This window comes from Flavobacterium nitratireducens (genome assembly GCF_029625335.1).
Lineage (GTDB): Bacteria > Bacteroidota > Bacteroidia > Flavobacteriales > Flavobacteriaceae > Flavobacterium > Flavobacterium nitratireducens.
Genome location: NZ_CP121111.1, coordinates 2,379,996 through 2,405,805 on the forward strand (window position 1 = coordinate 2,379,996; position 25,810 = coordinate 2,405,805).

Annotated in this window: 17 protein-coding genes, 1 tRNA gene and 1 pseudogene; 14 read left to right on the top strand and 5 right to left on the bottom strand. The window is 34.4% G+C overall.

Annotation, left to right across the window (positions count from 1 at the left end; genetic code table 11):
- Window positions 1-2: 2 nt before the first annotated feature.
- Window positions 3-650, bottom strand: a complete 648-nt coding sequence (locus P5P90_RS11230) for a polysaccharide deacetylase family protein (RefSeq protein ID WP_278034772.1) — start codon at window positions 648-650, stop codon at window positions 3-5.
- 93 nt (window positions 651-743) lie between these two features.
- On the bottom strand, window positions 744-4,022 hold the full coding sequence (locus P5P90_RS11235; RefSeq protein ID WP_278034773.1) for a glycosyltransferase family 117 protein: 3,279 nt from the start codon (window positions 4,020-4,022) through the stop codon (window positions 744-746).
- A 238-nt stretch (window positions 4,023-4,260) separates the two neighbouring features.
- Between P5P90_RS11235 and P5P90_RS11240 the strand changes: the two genes are divergently transcribed.
- A tRNA-Gln gene (locus tag P5P90_RS11240) sits at window positions 4,261-4,331 on the top strand.
- Window positions 4,332-4,373: 42 nt separating this feature from the next.
- Here the strand turns inward: P5P90_RS11240 and P5P90_RS11245 are convergent.
- A complete protein-coding gene (locus tag P5P90_RS11245) occupies window positions 4,374-5,198 on the bottom strand; it encodes a universal stress protein (RefSeq protein WP_278034774.1) in 825 nt (274 codons plus the stop codon).
- A gap of 177 nt (window positions 5,199-5,375) precedes the next feature.
- Between P5P90_RS11245 and rimP the strand changes: the two genes are divergently transcribed.
- From rimP to infB, 3 genes and pseudogenes are all read left to right on the top strand, one after another.
- Window positions 5,376-5,840, top strand: a complete 465-nt coding sequence (gene rimP / locus P5P90_RS11250; protein ID WP_278034775.1) for a ribosome assembly cofactor RimP — start codon at window positions 5,376-5,378, stop codon at window positions 5,838-5,840.
- A 14-nt stretch (window positions 5,841-5,854) separates the two neighbouring features.
- The gene (gene nusA / locus P5P90_RS11255; RefSeq protein ID WP_278034776.1) at window positions 5,855-7,108 is read left to right on the top strand and encodes a transcription termination factor NusA; all 1,254 of its coding nucleotides are present in this window, start codon (window positions 5,855-5,857) and stop codon (window positions 7,106-7,108) included.
- Between the two features lie 50 nt (window positions 7,109-7,158).
- Window positions 7,159-10,055 (top strand): annotated as a pseudogene (gene infB / locus P5P90_RS11260) (translation initiation factor IF-2).
- Between the two features lie 636 nt (window positions 10,056-10,691).
- Here infB and P5P90_RS11265 read toward each other — a convergent pair.
- Complete coding sequence (locus tag P5P90_RS11265; RefSeq protein ID WP_278034777.1) at window positions 10,692-11,081, bottom strand: SPOR domain-containing protein; 390 nt, start codon at window positions 11,079-11,081, stop codon at window positions 10,692-10,694.
- A 217-nt stretch (window positions 11,082-11,298) separates the two neighbouring features.
- Here P5P90_RS11265 and P5P90_RS11270 point away from each other — a divergent pair, with 217 nt between their 5' ends.
- From P5P90_RS11270 to queG, 10 genes are all read left to right on the top strand, one after another.
- Window positions 11,299-12,630 carry a c-type cytochrome gene (locus P5P90_RS11270; protein ID WP_278034778.1) on the top strand — a complete coding sequence of 444 codons (1,332 nt, stop codon included), beginning with the start codon at window positions 11,299-11,301 and terminating at the stop codon, window positions 12,628-12,630.
- Window positions 12,631-12,662: 32 nt separating this feature from the next.
- Window positions 12,663-15,716: a TAT-variant-translocated molybdopterin oxidoreductase gene (locus P5P90_RS11275; RefSeq protein ID WP_278034779.1), complete on the top strand. Its 3,054-nt coding sequence runs from the start codon at window positions 12,663-12,665 to the stop codon at window positions 15,714-15,716.
- Window positions 15,717-15,749: 33 nt separating this feature from the next.
- Entirely contained in the window at window positions 15,750-17,153 is a 1,404-nt protein-coding gene (gene nrfD, locus P5P90_RS11280; protein WP_278034780.1) for an NrfD/PsrC family molybdoenzyme membrane anchor subunit, read from the top strand.
- Window positions 17,146-17,670 carry a DUF3341 domain-containing protein gene (locus P5P90_RS11285; protein WP_278034781.1) on the top strand — a complete coding sequence of 175 codons (525 nt, stop codon included), beginning with the start codon at window positions 17,146-17,148 and terminating at the stop codon, window positions 17,668-17,670. Before nrfD ends, P5P90_RS11285 begins: the two co-directional genes overlap by 8 nt.
- Window positions 17,671-17,677: 7 nt before the next feature.
- Window positions 17,678-18,223, top strand: coding sequence for a c-type cytochrome (locus P5P90_RS11290; protein WP_278034782.1), 546 nt, complete (start codon window positions 17,678-17,680; stop codon window positions 18,221-18,223).
- Window positions 18,224-18,250: 27 nt separating this feature from the next.
- On the top strand, window positions 18,251-19,618 hold the full coding sequence (locus tag P5P90_RS11295) for a quinol:cytochrome C oxidoreductase (RefSeq protein ID WP_278034783.1): 1,368 nt from the start codon (window positions 18,251-18,253) through the stop codon (window positions 19,616-19,618).
- 19 nt (window positions 19,619-19,637) lie between these two features.
- Window positions 19,638-20,792 (top strand): cytochrome c oxidase subunit II, encoded by a 1,155-nt coding sequence (locus P5P90_RS11300; protein WP_278034784.1) that lies wholly within the window; start codon window positions 19,638-19,640, stop codon window positions 20,790-20,792.
- Window positions 20,793-20,819: 27 nt separating this feature from the next.
- Window positions 20,820-22,616: a cytochrome c oxidase subunit I gene (locus P5P90_RS11305; RefSeq protein ID WP_278034785.1), complete on the top strand. Its 1,797-nt coding sequence runs from the start codon at window positions 20,820-20,822 to the stop codon at window positions 22,614-22,616.
- Window positions 22,617-22,716: 100 nt separating this feature from the next.
- Window positions 22,717-23,739 (top strand): Holliday junction branch migration DNA helicase RuvB, encoded by a 1,023-nt coding sequence (gene ruvB / locus P5P90_RS11310; RefSeq protein WP_278034786.1) that lies wholly within the window; start codon window positions 22,717-22,719, stop codon window positions 23,737-23,739.
- A gap of 69 nt (window positions 23,740-23,808) precedes the next feature.
- Window positions 23,809-24,732 carry a tRNA epoxyqueuosine(34) reductase QueG gene (gene queG, locus P5P90_RS11315; RefSeq protein ID WP_278036517.1) on the top strand — a complete coding sequence of 308 codons (924 nt, stop codon included), beginning with the start codon at window positions 23,809-23,811 and terminating at the stop codon, window positions 24,730-24,732.
- A gap of 1 nt (window position 24,733) precedes the next feature.
- On the opposite strand, the gene P5P90_RS11320 is transcribed toward queG, so the two are convergent.
- Window positions 24,734-25,759, bottom strand: coding sequence for a LacI family DNA-binding transcriptional regulator (locus P5P90_RS11320; protein WP_278034787.1), 1,026 nt, complete (start codon window positions 25,757-25,759; stop codon window positions 24,734-24,736).
- Between the last annotated feature and the right edge of the window lie 51 nt (window positions 25,760-25,810).

Consider the following 25,810-nt stretch of genomic DNA (forward strand, 5'->3'; position numbering starts at 1 on the left):
CACTACAATTTTTCGAAAGAATAGTTGTTTTTGGTTAAATAATCCAAGGCTCTAGGCAATACATATTTTAAATTTTTATACGCTTTTACACTGTCGTGAAATACGACGATACTTCCGTTTTGGGTATTTTTCAGTACATTTTCTAAACATTTTTCTGGGCTAATCGTTTGGTCAAAATCGGCACTCAGAACATCCCACATAATTATTTTATAACCCAATTGTCTTAGTTCTTTAGCTTGGGCTGCTGTTATTTTGCCGTAAGGCGGACGGAAGAGTTTAGATTTTAGATTACAGATTTTAGATTGCAGATTTGAAATGTTGTTTTCACATAACAATGAGTTTTCAATATAATGTTCAGTTTTTGTTTTCCATCCATTCAAATGATTATAGGTATGATTGCCAATGCTGTGCCCTTTTTCAATGATTGTATTGAAAATTTCAGGATGTGCAGCGATGTTTTTACCTATACAGAAAAATGTAGCCTTTACTTGGTGTTTTTCTAATTCGGCGAGTACCCATTGGGTTATTTCTGGAGTGGGACCATCATCAAAAGTCAAGTAGATTTTCTTTTCTTTATTAGGAATGTCCCAAATGAGATTTGGAAATAGTTTCTTGATGATAAAGTGGGTCTTAATCCAATAGGGTTTCATTTTATTGTACTTGTTTACTGAAAGATAAAAAAAATGTAGCAATCTATTTTATTAGAATTGCTACATTTTTTTAATCAAAGGAATATTTTTAAGTTATTCTTTTTCTCTGCCAAATCGGTTGAAGATTTCGATGTATGTATTGAAAACTACACGGTGTTTTTGATAAAGTGCTTGATCATTATTTTTCTTCATTACTTCCAGTAATCCACGATAACGTTCTATATCAGTTACAATATCCATGGCTAGACTCGATTGATCTGAAGGTGTCATTTTGCCGTAGTAATTCAAGTTGTCTTGGTATTTACCCACTAGTTTTTCTAAAAGCGAATGTGCTTTTGCTTTTTCGCCCACTTTATAATAGCCATCGGCAAATGGTTCTAGTAGAGAGTAGTAGCCAAATTTGTCCACAGGCATTTTATCCATTGCTAAGGCAATTACTTTTTTAGCTTTATCAATTTTGCCTTCTTGGATTAATTGGTACATCAATCGTGAAATATTGGTTCTGTAGGTGATACTTTCACGGCGCGTTTCTGGATCATGATAGATGTCGCCATTGCTGTTCCCCCAATCCCATTTCATGATAATATTATACATTTTTTCACTGTCAATTTTACCCATTTCCATAGGGTTTCCGTCTTTTGGAATTGTAGTTTTTACAGGAACTAGTTTGTAAACCATACCGTCTAATTGAAGGTAATCCTTCATCCAAAGGTATTCTTCATCATCAAATGCTCCACCACTAAAATAAATAGGTCTTTTCCAATTGTTATTAGCAACTAGATCCAGCATCATTAAACGGTTTTTGTATAATGCGCCTCCTTTGGTGTCAATATCAATATAAGGAACTATGGAATCATAATCTTTTTCAGATACTATTTTGTTTTTGATAATGGTGTTTTTGTCTACTGGAATTCTAAGTTGGTTTGTAGGGTAAAAATGGATAGTTTGTCCATTTTGCATTTGTACGGTTGATTTAGGAAGTTTAATAAAATCCATCAATCCTTTTACACTCCAACGGCTTTTTGTTTTTGGAATATTAACCACATAATCTAATTTGTCTCCTACGTATTGATCGTGGGTAAACGAAATAGGTAGTGGTTCTGATTCGTAGGTTTTAGTTTTCATTTGGTCAATGTACCAATCTGTCATAAAAAGACTTGTATTGACAATTTTGACATCGGTACGGTAGCCTTCAATTTCTTGTACGTACCATAATGGAAAGGTGTCATTGTCACCAATGGTAAATAAAATTGCATTTGGATCGCAAGAACTTAAGTAGGCTTTAGCCATTGCTAATGCGGTGTATTTTCCTGAACGATCGTGATCGTCCCAGTTTTCAGATGCCATGATTACTGGAGCTGCTAATAAGGATGCTGCTACAATTACGGGGCCTACAATTTTAGGTGAAAGACTTTTTTTAGCACTTTCATACAAGGAATACACTCCAAGTCCAATCCAAATAGCAAATACGTAAAACGAGCCCACTAATGCATAGTCTCTTTCGCGAGGTTCAAAAGGTCTTTCGTTCAGGTAGATTTTTAAAGCTATTCCAGTGAATAAGAACAAGACTAATAGTACATAAAAACTTTTTAAGTCTTTGCTTGCATGGTACATTAAACCTATAAGTCCTAAAATAAAAGGAATAAAATAATACACATTACGGCCTTTGTTGTTTAGGGCGTCAGCAGGTAAATAGTCCTGTGAGCCTAAATGCATGTCGTCAATAAATGAAATTCCACTTAACCAGTTACCATCTTGGTTGTCATATTTACCTTGATTGTCACTTTGACGACCAACGAAGTTCCACATTAAGTATCTCCAGTACATATAGCCAAATTGGTATTCGGCCATAAAACGTAGATTGTCAGTAGTGGTAGGTTTATCAATGATTAAGTAATCACTATAGCTTCGTAGGAATTTAACAAAACCTTCGTTGTCAATTTGTTTTTGAGCGTAGGCTTGTCTAAATTCAGCTACGTTTTTTTCAACTTCACCTCTTAGTTGTGCAATGGCTTTGTTGTAATCTTCTGGCGAAAGTTGGCTTGCATCTACGCCATAATTAGCCAAGTCATTTTCGTATGGATAATCAGGGTTAATTCTAAACTCAGGCGGATTTGTAAAATTGATGTAGTTTTCAATATGATCTGGGCTCCACATTCTTGGTAAAATCGCTTTGTGTGCGTTGTCACTGTTTTGTTCGGCGTTTTTATAGTTGTTTACAATTGCATATTTTCCTGTTTTGTAATCTCTTTCGTAGTTAGGTGCTTTGTCAAGATAAGGAGTGTCTTTGTCTAAACCGGCAAAGGTTTCAGTATATTGTGGTCCGTAAAATAAAGGATTGGATCCATATTGCTCTCTGTTGTAATAGGCTAAAACTTCACGAGCATCCGAAGGTTTGTTTTCGTTAATAATTACATTGGCGTTAGCACGAATAGGTAACATCAGCCAGGTTGAAAATCCAATAAGAATGAATAAAACGCAAAGGATAAGCGTGTTGTAAGTAACTAAGCCTTTCTCTTTTGTGTATTTTAATCCAAAATAAAAACCTGCAATTACAGCCAAAGCAGCTAAAATAGTTCCTGAATTGAATGGCATACCAAGGCTGTTAACAGCAAATATTTCTGCTTTTGCAAAAAATGCCATCGTTAACGGAAGCAATAATTTGAAAATGAATAATAAAATTGAAACGACTACTACATTGGCAATGATGAAGTTTTTGACTGTAACGGTTTTGTAATTTTTAAAATAATATAAAAAACCAATTGCAGGAATGGTTAGTAATGCCATAAAGTGAACTCCAAATGAAAGTCCTACAACTAGAGAAATTACTAGTAGCCATTTGTTTCCTCTTGGTTTATCCATGTCTTGCTCCCAGCGCAATCCTAACCAGAATAGTAGTGCGATAAGTAACGAAGCCATCGCATAAACCTCGGCTTCAACTGCATTAAACCAAAAACTATCTGAAAAAGTATAGGCTAGAGAACCAATAAACGAACTTCCTAAGATAACAAAATCATTGTTTTTGTTAGTTTCATCGGTATTAGAAACTATTTTTCTTAAAATCATAGTCGAAGACCAGAACATAAAAAGAATAGTAAAGGCACTTGAAAAAACAGAAGTCATATTTACCATTAGTGCTACATGTTGGGCATCTGAGGCAAACATGGCAAAAAAAGCACCAATCATTTGAAATAAAGGAGCTCCTGGAGGGTGACCTACTTCTAGCTTTGCGGCTGTAGCGATGTATTCTCCACAATCCCAAAAACTCATTGTGGGTTCAACGGTAAGTGAATAGGTTATTAAAGCGATTCCAAATGCAATCCATCCTATAATAGTATTCCATTTTTTAAAATTGAAAGACTCCTTATTCATGTAGTAAATTTTAGTTTAATTTTTTTGAGTTACAAAGAAAATGTTTTTTTATTTAAGGATATAGGCATTAACAAAAAATTCTACAAAATCAGCTGGTTTTTTAATTATTTGATAATGAATTACTTCTGTTTTTATTGAATTTTTTTGAAAAAAAATCGAAAAAAATTTGTGAAAACTAAAAAATGCTCTAAATTTGCACTCGCTAAACAAAACAACAGTGATGTAAAGCAAAACATGCTGGTCCATGGTGTAATGGTAACACTACGGTTTTTGGTGCCGTCTTTCTAGGTTCGAGTCCTAGTGGACCAACAAAAAAGCCTCTCATTCGAGAGGCTTTTTTTATGCTTTTTTTTAAATTTTAAAAATGATTAAAGGCTTGTTTCCGTGATTGGCGAGGTCTTCACTAATACTTCCTGTGAAGAAATGTGCTAGTCCAGTACGGCCATGGGAGCAAAGGCTTATTAGGTCGGCATTTATTTCATTTGAGAAATGTATAATTCCCTTTTCTACGTTAGTATCGTTGTAGATGTTAATAGAATAATTGTCTAGATTAAATTCTTTTATGAAATCAGTCATGATTTTTTTTGCCAAGGCAGTTGGTTTGAAACTATTTGGCGTGCAAATAGTAACCAATTGAAGTTTTGCATCGAATAACTGTTTGAAGTTTAGTAATTTTTGAAACGGTTTTTTTATTTCTTCTGAAAAATCAGAAGCGAAGACGATGTTTTTTGGGTCGAAGTTGTTGATTTCTTCTTTAATAACAATCACTGGGGCAGTGGATAATCGAACAACTTTTTCGGTATTTGATCCAATGATAAACTCAGTCAGTCCAGAAGCGCCGTTTGACCCCATGACAATTAAGTCTATAGCATTGTCTTTACTATATGATAAAATTCCTTGAGAAGCTTTTTCTAATTTGATAGCATCAATAATGCTTAGGTCTTTAAGGTAGCTTTTATTTAGAGTTTGTTGCATAGTTTCTTTGGCTTTTTGGATAAAAAGCATGATCTCTGGTATCGGAGTGGTGCCTGTAATAGCATCGTTCATTTGGCTGGGAATTTCCAGCATATGTAGTAGATGAATTTCAAAATTGTTTTTTTTAGCAATTTGAGCAGCAACCTTAAGAGCGTTTTCGGCTCTTGAAGAAAAATCGGTAGGAACTAAGATGCGTTTCATGGCTTTTTTGGGTTTTAATAGTAGATTTTTGGTGAAATTCAGGTTATATAAAGATAAGGAATTTAATAGTGTTATTCAATTATTTTTGGAATATAAAAATAAACACTATATTTGCACGGTTATTTATTAAAATCTAGGTAATGAGGGGACTAAATGTCCCCTCTTTTTATAAGAAATATGACATTTAAAGAAAAAGTAAATTCATTATTGCAGGAAGTTCTAGAGGAAAGACCTTCGCTTTTTTTGATTGACTTAACTATTACAGATGCGTTTAAAGTGATGATAACTTTGGACGATGATAATGGAGTGGTTTTGCAGGATTGCATCGATATTAGTCGTGCAATAGAAAGTAAGTTAGATAGAGAAGAGCAGGATTATTCTCTTGAAGTAGCTTCGGTAGGAATTGGTTCACCATTGAAATTGACCCGTCAATACATCAAAAATATTGGTAGAACTTTGATTGTGACTACAAATACTGAAAAAATAGAAGCGGAATTAGTTGATGCTAATGAAGATTTCATAATTTTGTCTTGGAAAGCAAGAGAACCTAAAAAAGTAGGGAAAGGAAAAGAAACAGTACAGAAAGAACAACAAATACCTTATTCAGATATTAAAGAGGCAGTTGTTACAGTAACATTTTAATTTAAAGAATTCGCATGGAAAATTTAGCATTAATCGATTCATTTTCAGAGTTTAAAGATAATAAACTTATTGATCGTGTAACGCTTATGGCAATTTTAGAAGATGTATTTAGAAATGCATTGAAGAAAAAATACGGTTCAGATGAAAATTTTGACATCATTATCAATCCTGATAAAGGTGATATGGAAATTTGGAGAAGGAGAGTAATCGTTGCCGACGAAGATTTGGATTTCGAAAATGAAGAGATTACTTTAACAGAGGCTAGAAAAATTGAGGCAGATTTTGAGATTGGAGAAGAAGTTTCTGAAGAGGTTAAATTAATTGATCTAGGAAGAAGAGCTATCTTAGCATTGCGTCAAAATTTGATTTCAAAAATACATGAACACGATAATACAAATCTTTATAAACAATTTAAAGATTTAATTGGTGATATTTACACAGCCGAAGTGCACCATGTAAGACCAAGAGTAGTAATTTTGGTGGATGATGAAGGAAACGAAATTGTGTTACCAAAAGAAAAACAAATTCCATCCGACTTTTTCCGTAAAGGAGATAACGTTCGTGGAATTATTGAAAGCGTTGAATTAAAAGGAAACAAACCTCAAATTATTATGTCTAGAACTTCAGAGAAGTTTTTAGAGAAATTATTTGAACAAGAAATTCCAGAAGTTTTTGACGGTTTAATAACAATTAAAAAAGTGGTAAGAATCCCAGGTGAAAAAGCAAAAGTAGCTGTAGATTCTTATGATGATAGAATTGATCCAGTTGGAGCATGTGTGGGAATGAAAGGATCACGTATTCACGGAATTGTTCGTGAATTAGGGAATGAAAATATTGATGTTATTAATTATACTAATAATATTCAATTATTTATTACAAGAGCATTAAGCCCTGCAAAAGTATCTTCAATCAAAATTGATGAAGAAACAAAAAGAGCAGATGTGTTTTTAAAATTAGAAGAAGTTTCTAAAGCAATTGGTAGAGGAGGTCATAATATTAAATTAGCTGGTTTGTTAACTGGTTATGAGTTAGATGTTATTAGAGAAGGAGATGTTGCTGGAGCTGCTGCTGATGAAGACGATGTTGAATTAACAGAGTTTTCAGATGAAATTGATGAGTGGATTATTGAAGAATTTGCAAAAATTGGATTAGACACTGCTAAAAGTATCTTGAAACATGATGTAGAGGATTTAGTAAGAAGAACAGATTTAGAAGAAGAAACAATTCTAGATGTTATGAAAATATTGAAAGAAGAGTTTGATAGCTAGACTAAAGCTTCTAATCAACACAACGGAATAGGTAATAATAAAAAGTTTATATGTCTGAAGAGAGAGTAATAAGAATAAACAAAGTTTTAAGGGAATTGAATATTTCTTTAGAAAGAGCTGTGGATTATCTTAAGGATAAAGGAATTGCGATTGAGTCAAATCCGAACACAAAAATTTCTAATGAAGTATACGATGTCTTGTGCGGTCAGTTTGCGGGTGACAGAGGGAAAAAAGAGGCTTCGAAAGAAGTAAGCGAAGAGAAGAGAAAAGAAAAAGAAGCTTTACGTATCGAGCGCGATAGAGAAGCTGAAGATAAACGTAAGCAAGAAGAAGAATTACAAAGACAACAACAGGAAGTTATTAAAGCAAGAGCTGTAATTTCAGGACCTGTTCAAGTGGGGAAAATTGATTTAAATCCATCTAAACCTACACCTTCTCCAGTAGCTGAAGAAAAAGTAAGCGCTACTAAGCCTGAAGTTGCCGAAGAAAAACCGGCTGCTAAAATTAGCTCTCCAGAGAAATCGCTTTCAGACAAAAAAGAAGAAAAAATTGTAGCCGAAGTAAGTAAGCCAGTTGTTGAAAATACAACTCCTAAAACGGAAGTTAAAAAAGAAGATAAAACTACCGTTGTAGAACCTAAAGTTAAAGAAGTTGTGAAAACAGAAGAAGCTCCTGCAGAAGATGCAATCGCGACTCAATACCAAAAGCTTTCAGGAGCTAAATTAACGGGGCAAACTATTGATTTATCACAGTTTGATAAACCAAAAAAGAAAAAGAAGATCCTAAAATTACGGCTAATAAACCGGGTGCTCCAGGAGCTCAAGGGGCTAATTCTAACAAAAGTAAACGTAAAAGAATTGCTCCTAAACCAGGTGCTGGTGCTCCAAATGCTTCGGCAACACCAAGAGTACCAGGTGCACCAAATCCAAATAAGATAACTCCAAATGCTGGTGGTTTTAATGCTAACAGAGATAATAAAGGAGCTAGACCTGGATTTGTAAAAGGAAATCGTCCTGCAATTGTGGCTAAGGTTGAGCCAACAGAAGAAGAAGTAAAAAACCAAATTAGAGAGACTTTAGAAAAACTTCAAGGTAAAAAAGGAGGAAAATCTAAAGCAGCTAAATACAGAAGAGACAAGAGAGATTCTCACCGTCAAAAATCAGATGATGAACAAAGAGCTTTAGATGAAGAAAGTAAAATTCTTAAAGTTACTGAGTTTGTTACTGTAGGTGAAATTGCCATAATGATGGATGTGCCAATTACTAAGGTAATCGGAACTTGTATGTCATTAGGTATCATGGTGACCATGAACCAACGTCTAGATGCAGAAACATTAACTATTGTTGCTGATGAGTTTGGTTACGATGTTGAATTTATCACAGTTGATATCGAAGAAGCGATTGAAGTTGTAGAAGATAAAGAAGAAGACTTAGTAAACAGAGCGCCAATTGTAACGGTAATGGGTCACGTTGACCACGGTAAAACTTCCTTACTGGATTATATCCGTAAAGAAAATGTTATCGCTGGTGAGTCTGGAGGTATTACACAGCACATTGGAGCTTATGGGGTGAAATTGGAGAATGGTCAAAAAATTGCATTCTTAGATACACCAGGTCACGAAGCCTTTACAGCAATGCGTGCTCGTGGAGCGCAATTAACAGATATTGTTATTATTGTTATTGCTGCGGATGATGATATCATGCCGCAAACTAAAGAGGCAATCTCTCACGCTCAGGCTGCTGGAGTTCCTATTATCTTTGCAATCAACAAAATTGATAAGCCAAACGCTAACCCAGATAAAATTAAAGAAAGATTAGCAGGGATGAACTTGCTTATCGAAGAATGGGGAGGAAAAATCCAATCGCACGATATATCTGCTAAAACAGGTCTTGGAGTAAAAGATCTTTTAGAAAAAGTATTGTTAGAAGCTGAAATTTTAGATTTAAAATCGAATCCTAATAAACCAGCTCAAGGAGCAGTTGTGGAAGCTTTCCTAGATAAAGGTAAAGGATATGTTTCTACTATCATGGTACAACATGGAACTTTAAGAATTGGAGATTACTTGTTAGCAGGTAAACACCATGGTAAAGTGAAAGCTATGCATGATGAGCGTGGTCACGTAATTACTGAGGCAGGACCTTCAACTCCAGTATCTATTTTAGGTTTGGATGGTGCTCCTACAGCAGGGGACAAGTTTAATGTGTTTGAAGATGAAAAAGAAGCAAAACAAATTGCAGCTAAACGTTCTCAATTAATGCGTGAGCAATCAGTACGTACACAACGTCATATTACATTAGACGAGATTGGTCGTCGTATTGCATTAGGTCAGTTTAAAGAATTGAATGTAATCCTTAAAGGGGACGTGGATGGATCTGTAGAAGCATTATCTGATTCGTTCTCTAAATTATCGACTGAAGAAATTCAAATCAATATTATCCATAAAGGGGTTGGAGCAATTACTGAAACCGATGTTATGTTGGCTTCTGCTTCTGATGCAATTATTATCGGATTTAACGTTCGTCCGGCTGGAAATGCAAGACAATTAGCAGATAAAGAAGAAATCGATATCCGTTACTATTCTATTATCTACGCTGCTATTGACGATTTGAAAGATGCAATGGAAGGAATGCTTGCTCCGGAAATGAAAGAGGAAGTATTAGGAAATGCGCAAATCAGAGAGTTGTTCAAAATTTCTAAAGTGGGTACAATTGCTGGATGTATGGTTACAGATGGTAAGATTACCCGTCAGGCTAAAATCAGAATTATCCGTCAAGGAGTAGTAGTTCACGAAGGTGAATTAGTTGCCTTGAAACGTTTCAAAGACGATGTGAAAGAAGTAACTAAAGGTTACGACTGTGGTATCCAGGTAAAAGGATTCAATGATATCGAAATTGACGATGTGATTGAAGCGTATCACGAAGTAGCTATCAAGAAAAAATTGAAATAATTTTTCGAATAGAATTTATAAGAAATCCCGAGCAATCGGGATTTTTTGTATTTTAGACTTTTTGCGAATCCTTTCGTGTGGCATACTGATTTTAAACTGTACTGTTTCATTGTAAATTTTAAACTCCCACTCGTCCTCGTTTGTCAATAACTCTGGCGCTTGCTTACAGCGAGTGCCAGCATACGTTAAAAGATAAATTGTAGCATTTGCAATGCGGTTAAAATAAATAAGGTCACTTCTAATATAACGGAGTGTCCCCGATCGCGCAGATATAGACAAAAGGTTAGCGCAGGCATTTGCCTGTGCCCATAAAGCTGAGCAAGTTAATCTAAACCATAAAAAAACCTCGCAATTAGCGAGGTTTTGTCTTTATAAATAATTTCCTACTGGCGCTCGTTTGTCGGCAACTATGGTGCTTGCCTGTGGCGAGTAACTACATAAATTGAAAGATAAAACGTAGCGTTTTTAACGCGGTTAAAACAACAAAGCCACTTCAATAAACGGAGAGGCTTTTTGTTGTTGTACAAGGTGTTTATTGAAATTTTTCTTATTGATTAGTATGTAAAGAAAAAGAGCCTTAAAAAGTAATTTTGCTGCTTTTTCAGGCTCTTTTTTTATAACAAAAAGTGTTAAAATTTATTTTTTGGGCTTAATCAGGAAAGCATTTGGATAGTTTTTTTTGATTTCGACTAAATTGCGTTCGGCTTCAATACGGCTTTTAAAATTCCCTATCCAAACCTTATAATTAGGAGTGTTAAATACGATGGTTCCGTCTAGGTCGGTAAAAAGTTGTTTGCATTCATTCAGAGTGCTTTTTGCTTTTTCACTTACGCCACTGTAAATTTGAACTTTATATGACTCATTTACAGTTATTGAACTATTGATTTTTCTTTTTTCATTTAGAAGCTGTTCAAATTTTGGGTTTTGCTGAATGTTGATTTTTGCTTCCTGAGCTGATATTTTTAGACTTAAAATACTTAGATAGGCAATGTGAAAAATGTGGTTTCGAATTGTTAAAATTCTCATAACGTGAAGATTTTTAAGTAAAATTACTAATTATATACTTAATGTGAAATAAAAAACTTATTTAGAATTAATATAAATTGTTATTTGAGTTGTATTAGGGTTTTGAGAATAGTTCTTAAGTCGTATTTTTGTGGCTGTTTAAAATAAAGGAACGTTTTTTATGTGAATTTGTTGCATAAAAAATTTGCCAATTTTTAGTAGATAATCATTATACTTTATGAAAAAGGTGGGTAACCATAATTCGAACTCAAGGAAACTGTTTTTAAGCATAGCTTTGATGCTAGCTGTTTCCTTCTCTTCATTTGCGCAAGATGCTGCTCCTGCAGCTGCAACCGAAGCTGCTCCTGCAGCTGCTACTGCTGGTGGTGATCCGGCAAAAGGTAAAGCGCTTTTTAATGCTAATTGTGCTGCGTGTCATAAGCTAGATGCTAAGTCAACAGGGCCTGCTTTAAGAGGGGTTGCTGATAAACATGATGCTGAATGGCTTTACAAGTGGATTCATAACAGTTCTGACATGATTAAGTCAGGTGATGCTGCTGCGGTTAAGTTGTTTGAAGAAAACAATAAGGCGGTAATGACTTCATTTCCTCAGTTGTCTAACGAGGATATTGATAATATTTTAGCCTATACTTCTGAGCCAAAAGCGGAACCAGCAGCTGGTGCGGCAACTGGTGCAGCTACTCCTCCTGGAACTGTTACTGAAAGCGGTAGCTCTAATAGTGTTATATTAGGAGTATTAGCTTTAGTTTTAGTAGTGTTAGTTGTGATGCTTTTCATGGTTAACAATGTTTTAAGAAAAGTAGCTAAAGCGAATGGAATCGAAGTTGAACCAAAGGTAGAGCGTGTTTCTATTTGGAAAGCTTTTGTTAAAAATCAGTTCTTGGTTTTAGTTTCTTGTATCTTTTTATTGCTTGCTAGTGGTTATTTTGTGTATGGCTATTTTATGCAGGTTGGTGTTGATCAGGATTATGCTCCAATTCAACCGATACATTATTCTCATAAAATTCACGCTGGTGATAATGAGATTAACTGTAAATATTGTCACTCTGCTGCCAGAGTAAGTAAAAATGCAGGTATACCTTCTTTAAATGTTTGTATGAACTGTCATAAAAATATTTCTGAGGTTGCTGAAACGACTGCTACTCCTGAGTACAGCAAGGCATTCTACGATGCTCAAATCCAAAAATTATACGATGCAGTGGGTTGGGATAAAACAACTCAGTCATATACTGGAAAAACACAACCGGTTAAATGGGTTCGTATACATAATTTACCTGATTTTGTTTACTTCAACCACTCTCAACACGTAACTGTAGGAGGAATTGAGTGTCAAACATGTCATGGTCCGGTTGAGACTTATGAAATTCAGAAACAATTTGCTCCATTAACTATGGGTTGGTGTGTGGATTGTCACAGAAAAACAGATGTTAAAATGGAAGGAAATGGGTATTATACTAAGATACATGAAGAACTTTCTAAGAAATATGGTGTGGATAAATTGACTGAAGCGCAAATGGGAGGTTTAGAGTGTGGAAAATGCCACTATTAATCAAATTATTAAGATTTTAATATATATATACAATGTCATCAAACAAAAAATACTGGAAAAGTGTTGAGGAACTAGAAAATGGTTCTATTGTTGAGGCGCTTAGAAATAACGAGTTTGTTGAAGAAATTCCTACTGATGAGTTTTTAGGAAATAATGAGGCTTTAGCGTCTTCTTCAACTTCAAGACGTGACTTTCTAAAGTACGTAGGTTTTAGTACTGCTGCAGCAACTTTAGCAGCATGTGAGGGGCCTGTGCACAAGTCGATTCCTTATGTATTGCAACCAGAACAAATCATCCCTGGAGTAGCAGATTATTATGCGACTTCTGTTTTCGATGGTTTTGATTTTGCAAATCTACTTGTTAAAACACGTGAAGGGCGTCCGATTAAAATAGATAATAATACTATTGCGGGTGCTAAATTTGCGGCTAATGCTAGGATTCATGCCTCAATATTGTCATTGTATGATAATATGCGTTTGAAAGCACCAAAAATTGAAGCAAAGGATGCTGAATGGTCTGCGGTAGAATCGAAAATTAAATCAAGTGTTGCTGAAGCTAAGGCTAATGGTAAACAAGTGGTTCTGTTAACGAATACTTTAGCAAGTCCATCAACTGAAAAATTAATTGCTGATTTTATTACTGCTAATCCAAATGCAAAACATGTAGTATATGATGCGGTTTCTTCATCTGCTGCATTAGATGCTTTTGAAACTGTTTATGGTGAGAGAGCTTTAGTGGATTATGATTTTTCAAAAGCTTCTTTAATTGTTTCTGTTGGAGCTGATTTCTTAGGAGATTGGCAAGGTGGAGGATTTGATGCTGGATATGCACAAGGTAGAATTCCTAAAAACGGAAAAATGTCTCGTCATTTCCAATTAGAAGCTAATATGACTTTGTCTGGTGCGGCTGCTGATAAGCGTTTACCAATGACGGTTGCTAATCAAAAACAAGCATTAGTTCAAATATATAATGTTATTACAGGTTCTTCTGTAGCTGTTAATTTAGATGCTAAATTAAAAGCAGAAGTAACTAAAGCGGCTCAACAATTAAAAGCTGCTGGTTCTAAAGGAGTTTTAGTTTCAGGTATTCAAGATAAAAATGCTCAGTTGTTAGTTATTGCTATCAACCAAGTTTTGGCAAGTGAAGCTTATACTACTGTAGGAACTAGACAAATTAGAAAAGGTTCTGATGCACAAGTGGCTCAATTGATTACTGATATGAAGGCAGGAAGTGTTCATACATTAATTATGAGTGGAGTGAATCCAGTTTATACATTAGCTGATTCAGCTTCTTTTGTAGAAGGTCTTAAAAAAGTAAAAACTTCAGTTGCTTTATCTTTAAAAGAAGATGAAACTGCTAGTGTTGCTACAATCGCTGCTCCAGTACCACACTACTTAGAGTCTTGGGGTGATTTAGTTCTTACTAAAGGAACTTACAGTTTAACACAGCCTACTATTCGTCCATTATTCAAAACAAAACAATTCCAAGAAGTTTTGATGTCTTTGAATGGATTAACAGGTTCTTATTACGATTATATAAAAGCATATTCATCAAACTTCATCGCTGGTTCAACTTGGAACAAAGTTTTACATGATGGTGTGTTTGTTGGTGCTCCTCAAGCTGCTGCTGGTGGAACTGCTGATTATGCTTCTGCCGCAAATGAATTAGCTAAATCTAAAGCTGCTTCAGGTTTAGAATTAGTGTTGTATACTAAAACAGGAATGGGAGATGGACAGCAAGCTAATAACCCTTGGTTGCAAGAGTTTCCAGATCCAATCACAAGAGTTTCTTGGGATAACTATGTTACAGTTTCTAATGCTGATGCAAAAGCTTTAGGATTATCTAATGAAATTGTTGCAAATGGAGGTTTAAATGGTAGTTATGCTACTATTACTGTTGCTAATGGTGCTACATTAGAAAATGTTCCAGTTATCGTTCAGCCTGGTCAAGCTGTTGGAACTGTTGGTTTAGCTTTAGGTTATGGGCGTAAAGCGGCTTTAAAAGAAGAAATGCAAGTAGGTGTTAATGCTTACTCATTATATAAAGGTTTTAATGATGTTCAGGCTGTAACATTAATTCAAGCTAGTGGTGAACATGAGTTTGCTTGTGTTCAAGGTCAAAAAACATTGATGGGTAGAGGAGATATCATTAAAGAAACTTCTTTGGAGATATTTAATACTAAAGATTCTAAAGAGTGGAATCCAACTCCAAAAGTATCTTTAGATCACAAAGAAGTTGAATCTACAACTGTAGATTTATGGGAATCTTTTGATCGTTCTACTGGACATCACTTTAATTTATCTATTGATTTAAATGCTTGTACAGGTTGTGGTGCTTGTGTTATTTCTTGTCACGCTGAAAACAACGTACCAGTTGTAGGTAAGTCTGAGGTAAGAAGAAGCCGTGATATGCACTGGTTACGTATTGATAGATATTATTCTTCTGAAGAAACTTTTGAGGGAGATAATGAAAGAAAAGAAGGAATCGCTGGATTGTCTAGTTCACTTTCTACATTCAATGAGATGGAGAAAGCTTCTGATAACCCACAAGTAGCTTTCCAACCTGTAATGTGTCAACACTGTAATCACGCTCCATGTGAGACAGTTTGTCCTGTTGCTGCAACTTCTCACGGTCGTCAAGGTCAAAACCATATGGCGTATAACAGATGTGTTGGTACTCGTTACTGTGCTAATAACTGTCCTTATAAAGTACGTCGTTTTAACTGGTTCTTGTATAACAAAAACAGTGAATTCGATTATCACATGAATGACGATTTAGGACGTATGGTATTAAATCCAGATGTTAACGTTCGTTCTCGTGGTGTTATGGAGAAATGTTCTATGTGTATTCAAATGACACAAGCAACTATCTTAAAAGCGAAGAGAGAAGGAAGAGAAGTAGTTGATGGTGAATTCCAAACAGCTTGTTCTAGTGCTTGTTCTAGTGGAGCAATGATTTTTGGTGATGTTAATGATAAAGAAAGCAAAGTAGCCAAATTAGCTGCTGATGAAAGATCATATCATTTATTAGAGCATATTGGAACAAAACCAAATGTGGTATATCACGTAAAAGTTAGAAACTCTTAAGAAGAAATAAATTTAAAATCAATATAAAGGAATATGTCTCATATATACGACTCTAGTATTAGAAAGCCTTTAGTTATAGGTGATAAGACTTATCATGATGTAACAGTAGATGTGGCAGCGCCTGTCGAAGGTTTGGCTAATAAACATTGGTGGATTGTATTTACAATCGCTTTAACAGCCTTTCTTTGGGGAATAGGATGTATAGTTTATACAATATCTACAGGTATTGGAACATGGGGATTAAATAAAACAGTTGGTTGGGCATGGGATATCACTAACTTCGTTTGGTGGGTAGGTATTGGACACGCTGGAACACTTATCTCTGCAGTATTATTGTTATTCCGTCAAAGATGGAGAATGGCTATTAACCGTTCTGCTGAGGCGATGACAATTTTCTCAGTAGTTCAGGCTGGTTTGTTCCCAATCATTCACATGGGACGTCCTTGGTTAGCTTACTGGGTATTACCAATTCCAAACCAATTTGGATCTCTTTGGGTAAACTTTAACTCACCTCTTCTTTGGGACGTATTTGCAATCTCAACTTATTTATCAGTTTCATTAGTTTTCTGGTGGACTGGTTTATTACCTGATTTTGCAATGTTAAGAGATAGAGCAATCACACCATTTAATAAAAGAGTTTATTCAATCTTAAGTTTTGGATGGAGTGGTAGAGTAAAAGACTGGCAACGTTTTGAAGAAGTATCGTTGGTACTTGCTGGTTTAGCAACTCCTCTTGTACTTTCGGTACACACTATTGTATCTATGGACTTTGCTACTTCTGTAATTCCTGGATGGCATACAACAATTTTCCCTCCGTACTTCGTTGCTGGAGCGGTATTCTCAGGATTTGCAATGGTAAATACTTTGCTTATCATCATGAGAAAAGTTTCTAATCTTGAAGCTTATATTACTTTACAACACATCGAATTGATGAACTTAATTATCATGATTACTGGTTCTATCGTTGGTGTGGCTTATATTACTGAGTTGTTTATTGCTTGGTATTCTGGAGTAGAGTATGAGCAATATGCCTTCTTAAACAGAGCTACTGGACCTTACTGGTGGGCATATTGGTCTATGATGACTTGTAACGTATTCTCTCCACAATTTATGTGGTTCAAGAAATTAAGAACAAGTATCATGTTTTCATTTATTATTTCTATCGTAGTAAATATTGGAATGTGGTTTGAGCGTTTCGTAATCATCGTAACATCGTTACATAGAGATTACTTACCATCTTCTTGGACAATGTTCTCTCCAACATTTGTTGATATTGGAATTTTCATTGGAACAATAGGTTTCTTCTTTGTATTGTTTTTATTATACTCTAGAACATTCCCTGTAATTGCACAGGCAGAGGTTAAAACAATTTTAAAAGCAACAGGAGACAATTACATAAGAGAAAGAGAAGCAAATAAAGATTCACACCATGAGTAATAAAGTAATTTACGCCATTTATAATGACGATGATATATTGATGGATGCTGTAAAGAAAACTAGAGCAGCTCACCATCATATTGAAGATGTTTTTTCTCCATTCCCTGTTCATGGTTTGGATAAGGCTATGGGAATAGCCCCTACAAGATTAGCTATTTGTGCATTCTTATATGGATGTGTTGGTATTTCTGTTGCAACATCTATGATGAGCTTTATCATGATTCATGATTGGCCACAAGATATTGGAGGTAAACCAAGTTTTAGTTATATTCAAAATATGCCTTCTTTTGTGCCTATTATGTTTGAGATGACTGTATTTTTTGCAGCACACTTAATGGTAATTACTTTTTACATGAGAAGTAAATTATGGCCTTTCAAGAAAGCTGAGAATCCTGATGTAAGAACTACAGATGATCATTTTTTAATGGAAGTTGCTGTTAATAATAACGAAGAAGAATTGGTTTCTTTTTTCCAAAATACAGGTGCTGTAGAAGTTAAAGTAATAGAAAAGAATTAATTTAGATATGAAAAGGGTATATAAAATAACACTATTATTAGGCATAACTGCTTTAGTAGCATCATGTCATAATGATAAAGAGCCGAATTATCAGTACTTTCCAAATATGTATGAATCAGTAGGCTACGAAACTTATTCAGAGTCTAAAGTATTTCCTGGTGGTAAAGTAGGTTTACTTCCTGCAGAAGGAAGTATCAATAGAGGTTTTGAACCTTATGAATATCCTAATACAACAGAAGGATATGAATTAGCAAAAGCTAATTTAAAATCTCCTTTGGATTCTTTAGATAGAAATTCTGACAAAGGAAAAGAACTTTTCGATATCTATTGTATTAGTTGTCATGGTGCAACAGGTAACGGTAAAGGAAAATTAGTGGAAAGAGAAAAATTCCTTGGAGTTCCTAGTTATAAAGATAGAGAAATTACAGAAGGAAGTATTTTTCACGTAGAAACGTATGGTTTAAATGCGATGGGTTCTCATGCCAATCAATTAAGTGCTCATGAACGTTGGTTAGTTGCTGACTACGTTATGAAACTTAGAAGCCAATTATAATTGTTGAACAAACTGATCGTAATAGATATGTATACATTTTCAAGTAAATTAAAAACTTTTTCTATAATCTTAATGGCCGTTGGTATATTAGGAATAGGTTATGGTTTTTTAAACGCACCTAAAGATATTCACGAAGTTGAGAATATCCTTTCTGCATCATCTCACGGTGGTCATGGTGAGGCTCATCACGAAGAAGCAAAAGCTGCTTTACACGATGCTCACGCAACAACAACTCATGAGGCTAAAAGTGAAGTAAAAGAGAATGCTGAACATGAAGAGCATTTAAATCATATTTTGCACCAATTGCAAAATAAACCTTGGTCAGCTTTATATGTAGCTTGTATTTTCTTTATGTTATTAACAATGGGAACTTTAGTTTTCTATGCTATTCAACAAGTTGCGGTAGCAGGATGGTCACCAGTGTTATTTAGAGTTATGCAAGGTATTACAGCTTATTTACCTTATGGTTCTGCTATTTTCTTTGTTATTTTAGTGATGTGTGGTCTTCATTTTAATCATATATTTACGTGGTTAGGTGAAGGTGTAACAGATCCTAATAGTCCTAATTATGATGAAATTATTGCTGGTAAATCAGGATATTTAAATTTTGGTTTCTGGATCGTAAGAGCGGCTATCTTCTTAATTGGATGGAACTTATACCGTCACTATTCTAGAAAAAACTGTTTGGCTCAAGATGAATCTGATGATAATACTAACTACAAAAAGAACTTTAAGTTATCTGCTGGATTCTTAGTTTTCTTTATCGTTTCTGAGTCTATCATGTCTTGGGACTGGATTATGTCTGTAGATCCTCACTGGTTCTCTACATTATTTGGATGGTATGTATTTGCAAGTTTCTTTGTGAGTGGTATTACTATGATTGCCATGGTTACTCTTTATTTAAAATCAAAAGGATATTTAGATTATGTAAATACAAGTCATATTCACGACTTAGCTAAATTTATGTTTGGTATCAGTGTATTCTGGACTTACTTATGGTTCTCTCAATTCATGTTGATTTGGTATGCTGATATTCCTGAAGAGATTACTTATTTCGTAACTAGAATTAATGATTACAACTTACCATTCTTTGGTGCTGTTGTTATGAACTTTGTTTTCCCATTATTAATTCTTATCAATACTGATTTCAAACGAATCACTTGGGTTATTGTAATGGCTGGTATCGTTATTTTATTAGGTCACTATATTGATTTCTTTAATATGATTATGCCTGGAACAGTTGGAGACCAATGGTTTATTGGTGTTCCAGAAATCTCATCAGTTCTTTTTTTCCTTGGGTTGTTTATTTTTACTGTATTTACAGCATTAACTAAAGCTCCATTATTAGCAAAAAGAAATCCTTATATCGAAGAAAGTAAACATTTTCATTATTAATTTTTAAAGAGATAAACAGATGACAAGTTTGTTGGTAATTATAGTTTTAGTTTTATTAGCTATTGCTTTATGGCAATTGACTAAAATATTCGACCTAACTCAAGTTGGTGTATCTTCAGATAGCTCTCAAGTAGCTAATGATAAAGACAACAACTTACAAGGGTATTTGATGTTCGGGTTTTTAGCATTCCTTTATATTTTTACAATTTATGGTTTGTTCAAGTGGGGTAATTTACCATTACACACTCCGGCTTCAGCTCATGGAGGTCAAGTAGATAATTTAATGAATATTACTTGGGTTTTAATTTTTGTGGTTCAAGCAATAACTCAACTTTTATTATATTATTTTTCTTTTAAGTATAAAGGTAGAAAAGATCAAAAAGCTTTATATTTTGCTGATAACAATAAATTAGAAGCGATATGGAGTATCATTCCTGCAGTAGTTTTAGCTGGATTAATTCTTTACGGATTGTATGCTTGGACAAATATTATGTTTATTGATGAGGAAGAAGATACTGTAGTGGTTGAATTATATGCTCAACAATTTAAATGGACTGCCAGAATTGCTGGAGAAGATAATGTTTTAGGTAAGGCTAATGTTAGATATATTGAAGGAGTAAATACTTTAGGAGTTGATTTATCTGATCCTAATGCTCAGGATGATATTGTTGTAACTGAACTTCATATCCCTAAAGGTAAAAAGATTCATTTTAAGTTCCGTTCTCAAGATGTATTGCACTCAGCTTATTTTCCTCACTTTAGAGCGCAAATGAACTGTGTTCCTGGAATGGTTACTGAGTTTGCTTTTACACCAATCTATACAACGGCTGAATACAGAGAGATGCCTGAAATGATTGAAAAAGTGGCTCATATTAATGAGTTAAGAGCTAAGAAAAGTTTAGATTTAGTTGCTAATGGGCAACCAGGTTTAGATCCTTATACTTTTGACTATTTGTTACTTTGTAATAAAATTTGTGGAGCCTCTCACTATAACATGCAAATGAAAGTTGTTGTAGATACTCCTGAAGAGTATAAAAAATGGTTAGCTCAACAAACTACTCTTGTTAATGAAGTTAAAGCTTCATTAGATAAACCTGCAGAAGGAGAACCAGCTGCAGAGGGAGATGTTAAAGGAAACGATACTGTAGCGGCTGCTAAAGTTGCTATGAAATAATTATTAAGAAAATTTAAAGTATTATATATGTCAGCAGAAGGTCACGATCACGCTCACGATCACGAACACGAACACCACCATAAAGAGACATTCATTACTAAATATATCTTTAGTATTGATCATAAAATGATTGCTAAGCAATACCTTATTACAGGTATTATTATGGGGATTATTGGTATTGTCATGTCTTTACTTTTCAGAATGCAGTTAGCATGGCCAGAAGAATCTTTTAAAATATTCAATGTTTTATTAGGTGATAAATTTGCACCAGAAGGTGTAATGGCTAATGATGTTTATCTTGCATTAGTGACAATCCATGGTACTATCATGGTATTCTTTGTATTGACTGCTGGATTAAGTGGTACTTTTAGTAACCTACTTATTCCACTTCAAATTGGTGCTAGAGATATGGCTTCAGGATTTATGAATATGATTTCTTACTGGTTGTTTTTCTTATCAGCAGTAGTAATGATTATTTCTTTATTCGTTGAGTCAGGACCTGCATCAGCTGGATGGACAATTTATCCTCCTTTAAGTGCTTTACCACAAGCTATTCCTGGTTCAGGAACGGGTATGACTCTTTGGTTGGTATCTATGGCTATTTTCATCGCATCTTCATTAATGGGATCTTTGAACTACATTGTTACTGTAATCAACTTAAGAACTAAAGGAATGTCTATGACTAGACTTCCGCTTACTATCTGGACATTCTTTATTACTGCTATTATTGGGGTACTTTCTTTCCCAGTGTTATTATCTGCAGCTTTATTATTGATTTTCGATAGAAGTTTTGGTACTTCTTTCTTCTTGTCTGATATTTATATTGCTGGAGAAGTTTTACACAATCAAGGTGGATCACCAGTATTGTTTGAACACTTATTCTGGTTCTTAGGTCACCCTGAGGTATATATCGTAATCTTACCTGCAATGGGTCTTGTATCTGAAATTATGGCAACAAACTCTCGTAAGCCTATCTTTGGTTACAGAGCGATGATTATGTCAGTTCTTGCAATTGCGTTCCTTTCTACAATTGTATGGGGTCACCACATGTTTATTTCAGGTATGAATCCTTTCTTAGGTTCTGTATTTACTTTTACAACATTATTAATTGCAATTCCATCTGCTGTAAAAGCCTTCAACTGGATTACAACTTTATGGAAAGGAAATTTACAAATGAATCCTGCGATGTTGTTCTCTATCGGGATGGTTTCTACTTTCATCACTGGAGGTTTAACAGGAATCATTTTAGGAGATAGTACACTAGATATCAATGTTCACGATACTTACTTTGTTGTTGCTCACTTCCACTTAGTAATGGGTATCTCTGCACTTTATGGAATGTTTGCTGGTATTTACCACTGGTTCCCTAAAATGTTTGGAAGAATGATGAATAAAAACTTAGGTTATATTCACTTTTGGATTACTGCAGTTTGTGCTTATGGAGTTTTCTTCCCAATGCACTTTATCGGATTAGCAGGTTTACCAAGACGTTATTATACGAATACAAACTTTCCACTATTCGACGATTTGCAAAACGTGAATGTATTAATTACAACTTTTGCTTTAGTTGGAGCAGCTTTCCAATTAGTATTCTTGTATAATTTCTTTAGTAGTATTTTCTACGGTAAGAAAGCAGAGCAAAATCCATGGAGATCTACTACATTAGAGTGGACAACTCCTGTAGAGCATATTCATGGTAACTGGCCAGGTGAAATTCCTGAAGTTCACCGTTGGGCTTATGATTATAGTAACCCAGAGCACGAGGATGATTTCGTACCTCAAACGGTTCCAATGAAACCAGGTGAATCAGTTTTACACCACTAATAAATATAAAACCTCTGATAGTTCAGAGGTTTTTTTTATGCCTTATTTTTACTTTTGTTATTATTTCTAAAACACAAATGCTTTTCTTTATCTTTGCAAAATGAATGAAAATTTAGACCCAACAACGCGAGGATATAATTCCGAAGAGCTTGATCTTGATAAAAGATTAAGACCTCTCAGTTTTGATGATTTTGCTGGTCAAGATCAGGTTTTGGAAAATTTAAAAGTATTTGTTGCAGCAGCTAATCAGCGTAGTGAAGCTTTAGATCATACTTTGTTTCATGGTCCTCCAGGTTTAGGTAAAACTACTTTGGCTAATATTTTAGCAAATGAATTAGGTGTAGGTATTAAGATAACTTCGGGGCCAGTATTAGATAAACCAGGGGATTTAGCAGGGTTATTAACTAATCTTGATGAAAGAGATGTTTTGTTTATAGATGAAATTCATCGTTTGAGTCCTATCGTTGAAGAATATTTGTATTCGGCTATGGAGGATTTCAAAATTGATATTATGATTGAATCAGGACCCAATGCAAGAACGGTTCAGATTAATCTAAATCCTTTTACATTAATTGGAGCTACAACACGTTCTGGACTTTTAACTGCTCCCATGCGCGCCCGATTTGGGATTCAATCTAGGTTGCAATATTATACGGTTGAATTATTGTCGACTATTATTCAGCGTAGTGCTTCTATTTTGAAAATGCCAATTACAATGGAAGCTGCAATAGAAATTGCAGGAAGAAGTAGAGGGACTCCAAGGATAGCCAATGCGCTTTTACGAAGAGTTCGAGATTTTGCTCAAATAAAAGGGAATGGTACTATTGATATTGAAATATCAAAATATGCTTTACAAGCATTGAATGTAGATGCTCATGGTTTAGATGAAATGGACAACAAGATACTCAATACTATTATTGATAAGTTTAAAGGTGGTCCTGTTGGTCTTACTACCTTGGCTACTGCTGTATCTGAAAGTAGTGAAACCATAGAAGAAGTGTATGAACCTTTTTTAATCCAAGAAGGTTTTATTATGCGTACTCCACGTGGACGAGAAGTTACCGAAAAGGCTTATAAGCATTTAGGAAAAGTAAGAACCAATATTCAGGGAGGACTTTTCTAAAGTTATGAGTTGTGAGTTTAAAACTTACACATGACCCACAACTCATAACTGACAATTCAAAACTCAAAAATCATCGACAATAAATCAAAATATTCACAATTTATCAAATCCGAAGCCAAACGCCTCGGATTTTTGTCTTGTGGTATATCTAAGGCTGGTTTTTTAGAAGAAGAAGCTCCTCGATTAGAAAATTGGTTGAATAAAAACCTCAATGGGCAGATGAGTTACATGGAGAATAATTTTGATAAACGACTCAATCCTATTTTGCTTGTTGATGATGCAAAAAGTGTGGTTTCTCTTTTACTCAATTATTATCCCGATAAAGAACAGGTTTTAGATTCGTACAAGATTTCTAAATATGCTTACGGTAAAGATTATCATTTTGTGATCAAAGAGAAATTAAAGGAGTTGCTGTTCTCTATTCAGGAAAATATCGGAGAGGTTTCTGGTCGGGTTTTTGTTGATTCTGCACCTGTTTTAGATAAGGCCTGGGCTGCTAAAAGTGGTTTGGGCTGGATAGGGAAGAACAGTAATTTATTGACTCAAAAAGTAGGCTCATTTTACTTTATAGCCGAATTAATTATCGACCTTGATTTAGAATACGATCATCCTACAACGAATCATTGTGGAAGCTGTACTGCCTGTATCGATGCTTGTCCTACACAAGCTATTATTGCCCCTTATATTGTTGATGGTAGTAAATGTATTTCTTATTTTACAATTGAGCTTAAAGATAATATTCCTATAGAAATGAAAGGTCAATTTGATGATTGGGCTTTTGGTTGTGATACCTGTCAGGATGTTTGCCCATGGAATCGTTTTGCCAAAAGTCATAATGAACCACTTTTTGATTCCAATCCTACTTTACTTACCATGACTAAACAGGATTGGGAAGAAATGACTGAGGAAACTTTTAAAATTGTTTTTAAAGATTCTCCAGTCAAAAGAACAAAGTATCAGGGATTAATGAGAAATATTAAGTTTTTACGCTAAATTAGACTCTTTTCGATGATTCTCTGACTATTAGATTTGTATCTAATTCTATGGTTTTTGGAGAAAAAGGTATTTTATCTTTATTGCTGTTTATTTCCTCCAAAAGTAATTTGATCGCAACGGTTCCCATTTCATGACTTGGTTGATCTACTGTACTTATTTTTGGAGTAAAAACCTGTGAGATGAACCAATTACTGAAACCTATTACCGCTATTTGTTGCGGTACTTTGATACCTATTTCATTAAAATGAGAAAGCAATCCTACTGCTACTAAATCAGTTATAACAAATATCCCATCAACATCTGGATGTTCATTAATAATTTGTTTGGCAAATTCAATTCCTTCTTCAAAAGTTACATTTTTACAGGTGTAAACAAGATTTGGGTCAAAAGTGATATTGTTTTTTTCTAAGGCTTTTTTGTAACCTATAAATCGATCTATAGCATTTTGAGGATTTTCTGGACCACGTATATGCGCAATTTTTTTACATCCTTGGTCTATTAAATGTTGGACAGCATTCATAGCAGCTTTTTGGTCATTTATGATAACTTTAGAGCAGTTTGCTAATTTTGCTATTTTGTCGAACATTACTAAAGGAATTTTTCTATTAATAATATTTTGTAGATGTTCATTGTAATTGGATTCATTTGATAGCGATATCAATATACCATCAACTCTCTTGTTGATAAGTAATTCTACTTGTTTGATTTCTAATTCTATAGATTCATTTGACTGAAGGATAATTACTAAGTAACCATTTTTTTCAGCTTCTTCAATAATTGAATTAATTATATTCGAAAAAAAATGATGCATTACTTCTGGAATTATAAGTCCAATAGTTTTAGATTCTTTTGTTCTTAAATTAACTGCAAAACTGTTGGGAGTATAATGTAGTTCTTGGGCTAAATCAATAACAGCTTTTCTTGTTTTTTCACTTACATCGGGATAATTTTTAAGTGCCTTAGAAACTGTTGTTATTGAAATACCTAATTTTTCTGCTATTTCTTTAAGAGTTATATTATTCATAAATAGACTTGGGTTTGGGTTGGTTTTTTTAGTCTTTTTTAAGTTAATTAA

Coding starts and splice junctions, on each gene's coding strand:
- P5P90_RS11235 (WP_278034773.1), bottom strand. CDS start 4,022: ATGAATAAGGAGTCTTTCAATTTTAAAAAATGGAATACTATTATAGGA.
- ruvB (WP_278034786.1), top strand. CDS start 22,717: ATGAATGAAAATTTAGACCCAACAACGCGAGGATATAATTCCGAAGAG.
- nrfD (WP_278034780.1), top strand. CDS start 15,750: ATGTCTCATATATACGACTCTAGTATTAGAAAGCCTTTAGTTATAGGT.
- P5P90_RS11295 (WP_278034783.1), top strand. CDS start 18,251: ATGTATACATTTTCAAGTAAATTAAAAACTTTTTCTATAATCTTAATG.
- rimP (WP_278034775.1), top strand. CDS start 5,376: ATGACATTTAAAGAAAAAGTAAATTCATTATTGCAGGAAGTTCTAGAG.
- P5P90_RS11265 (WP_278034777.1), bottom strand. CDS start 11,081: ATGAGAATTTTAACAATTCGAAACCACATTTTTCACATTGCCTATCTA.
- nusA (WP_278034776.1), top strand. CDS start 5,855: ATGGAAAATTTAGCATTAATCGATTCATTTTCAGAGTTTAAAGATAAT.
- P5P90_RS11285 (WP_278034781.1), top strand. CDS start 17,146: ATGAGTAATAAAGTAATTTACGCCATTTATAATGACGATGATATATTG.
- P5P90_RS11305 (WP_278034785.1), top strand. CDS start 20,820: ATGTCAGCAGAAGGTCACGATCACGCTCACGATCACGAACACGAACAC.
- P5P90_RS11275 (WP_278034779.1), top strand. CDS start 12,663: ATGTCATCAAACAAAAAATACTGGAAAAGTGTTGAGGAACTAGAAAAT.
- P5P90_RS11270 (WP_278034778.1), top strand. CDS start 11,299: ATGAAAAAGGTGGGTAACCATAATTCGAACTCAAGGAAACTGTTTTTA.
- P5P90_RS11300 (WP_278034784.1), top strand. CDS start 19,638: ATGACAAGTTTGTTGGTAATTATAGTTTTAGTTTTATTAGCTATTGCT.
- P5P90_RS11320 (WP_278034787.1), bottom strand. CDS start 25,759: ATGAATAATATAACTCTTAAAGAAATAGCAGAAAAATTAGGTATTTCA.
- P5P90_RS11245 (WP_278034774.1), bottom strand. CDS start 5,198: ATGAAACGCATCTTAGTTCCTACCGATTTTTCTTCAAGAGCCGAAAAC.
- P5P90_RS11290 (WP_278034782.1), top strand. CDS start 17,678: ATGAAAAGGGTATATAAAATAACACTATTATTAGGCATAACTGCTTTA.
- P5P90_RS11230 (WP_278034772.1), bottom strand. CDS start 650: ATGAAACCCTATTGGATTAAGACCCACTTTATCATCAAGAAACTATTT.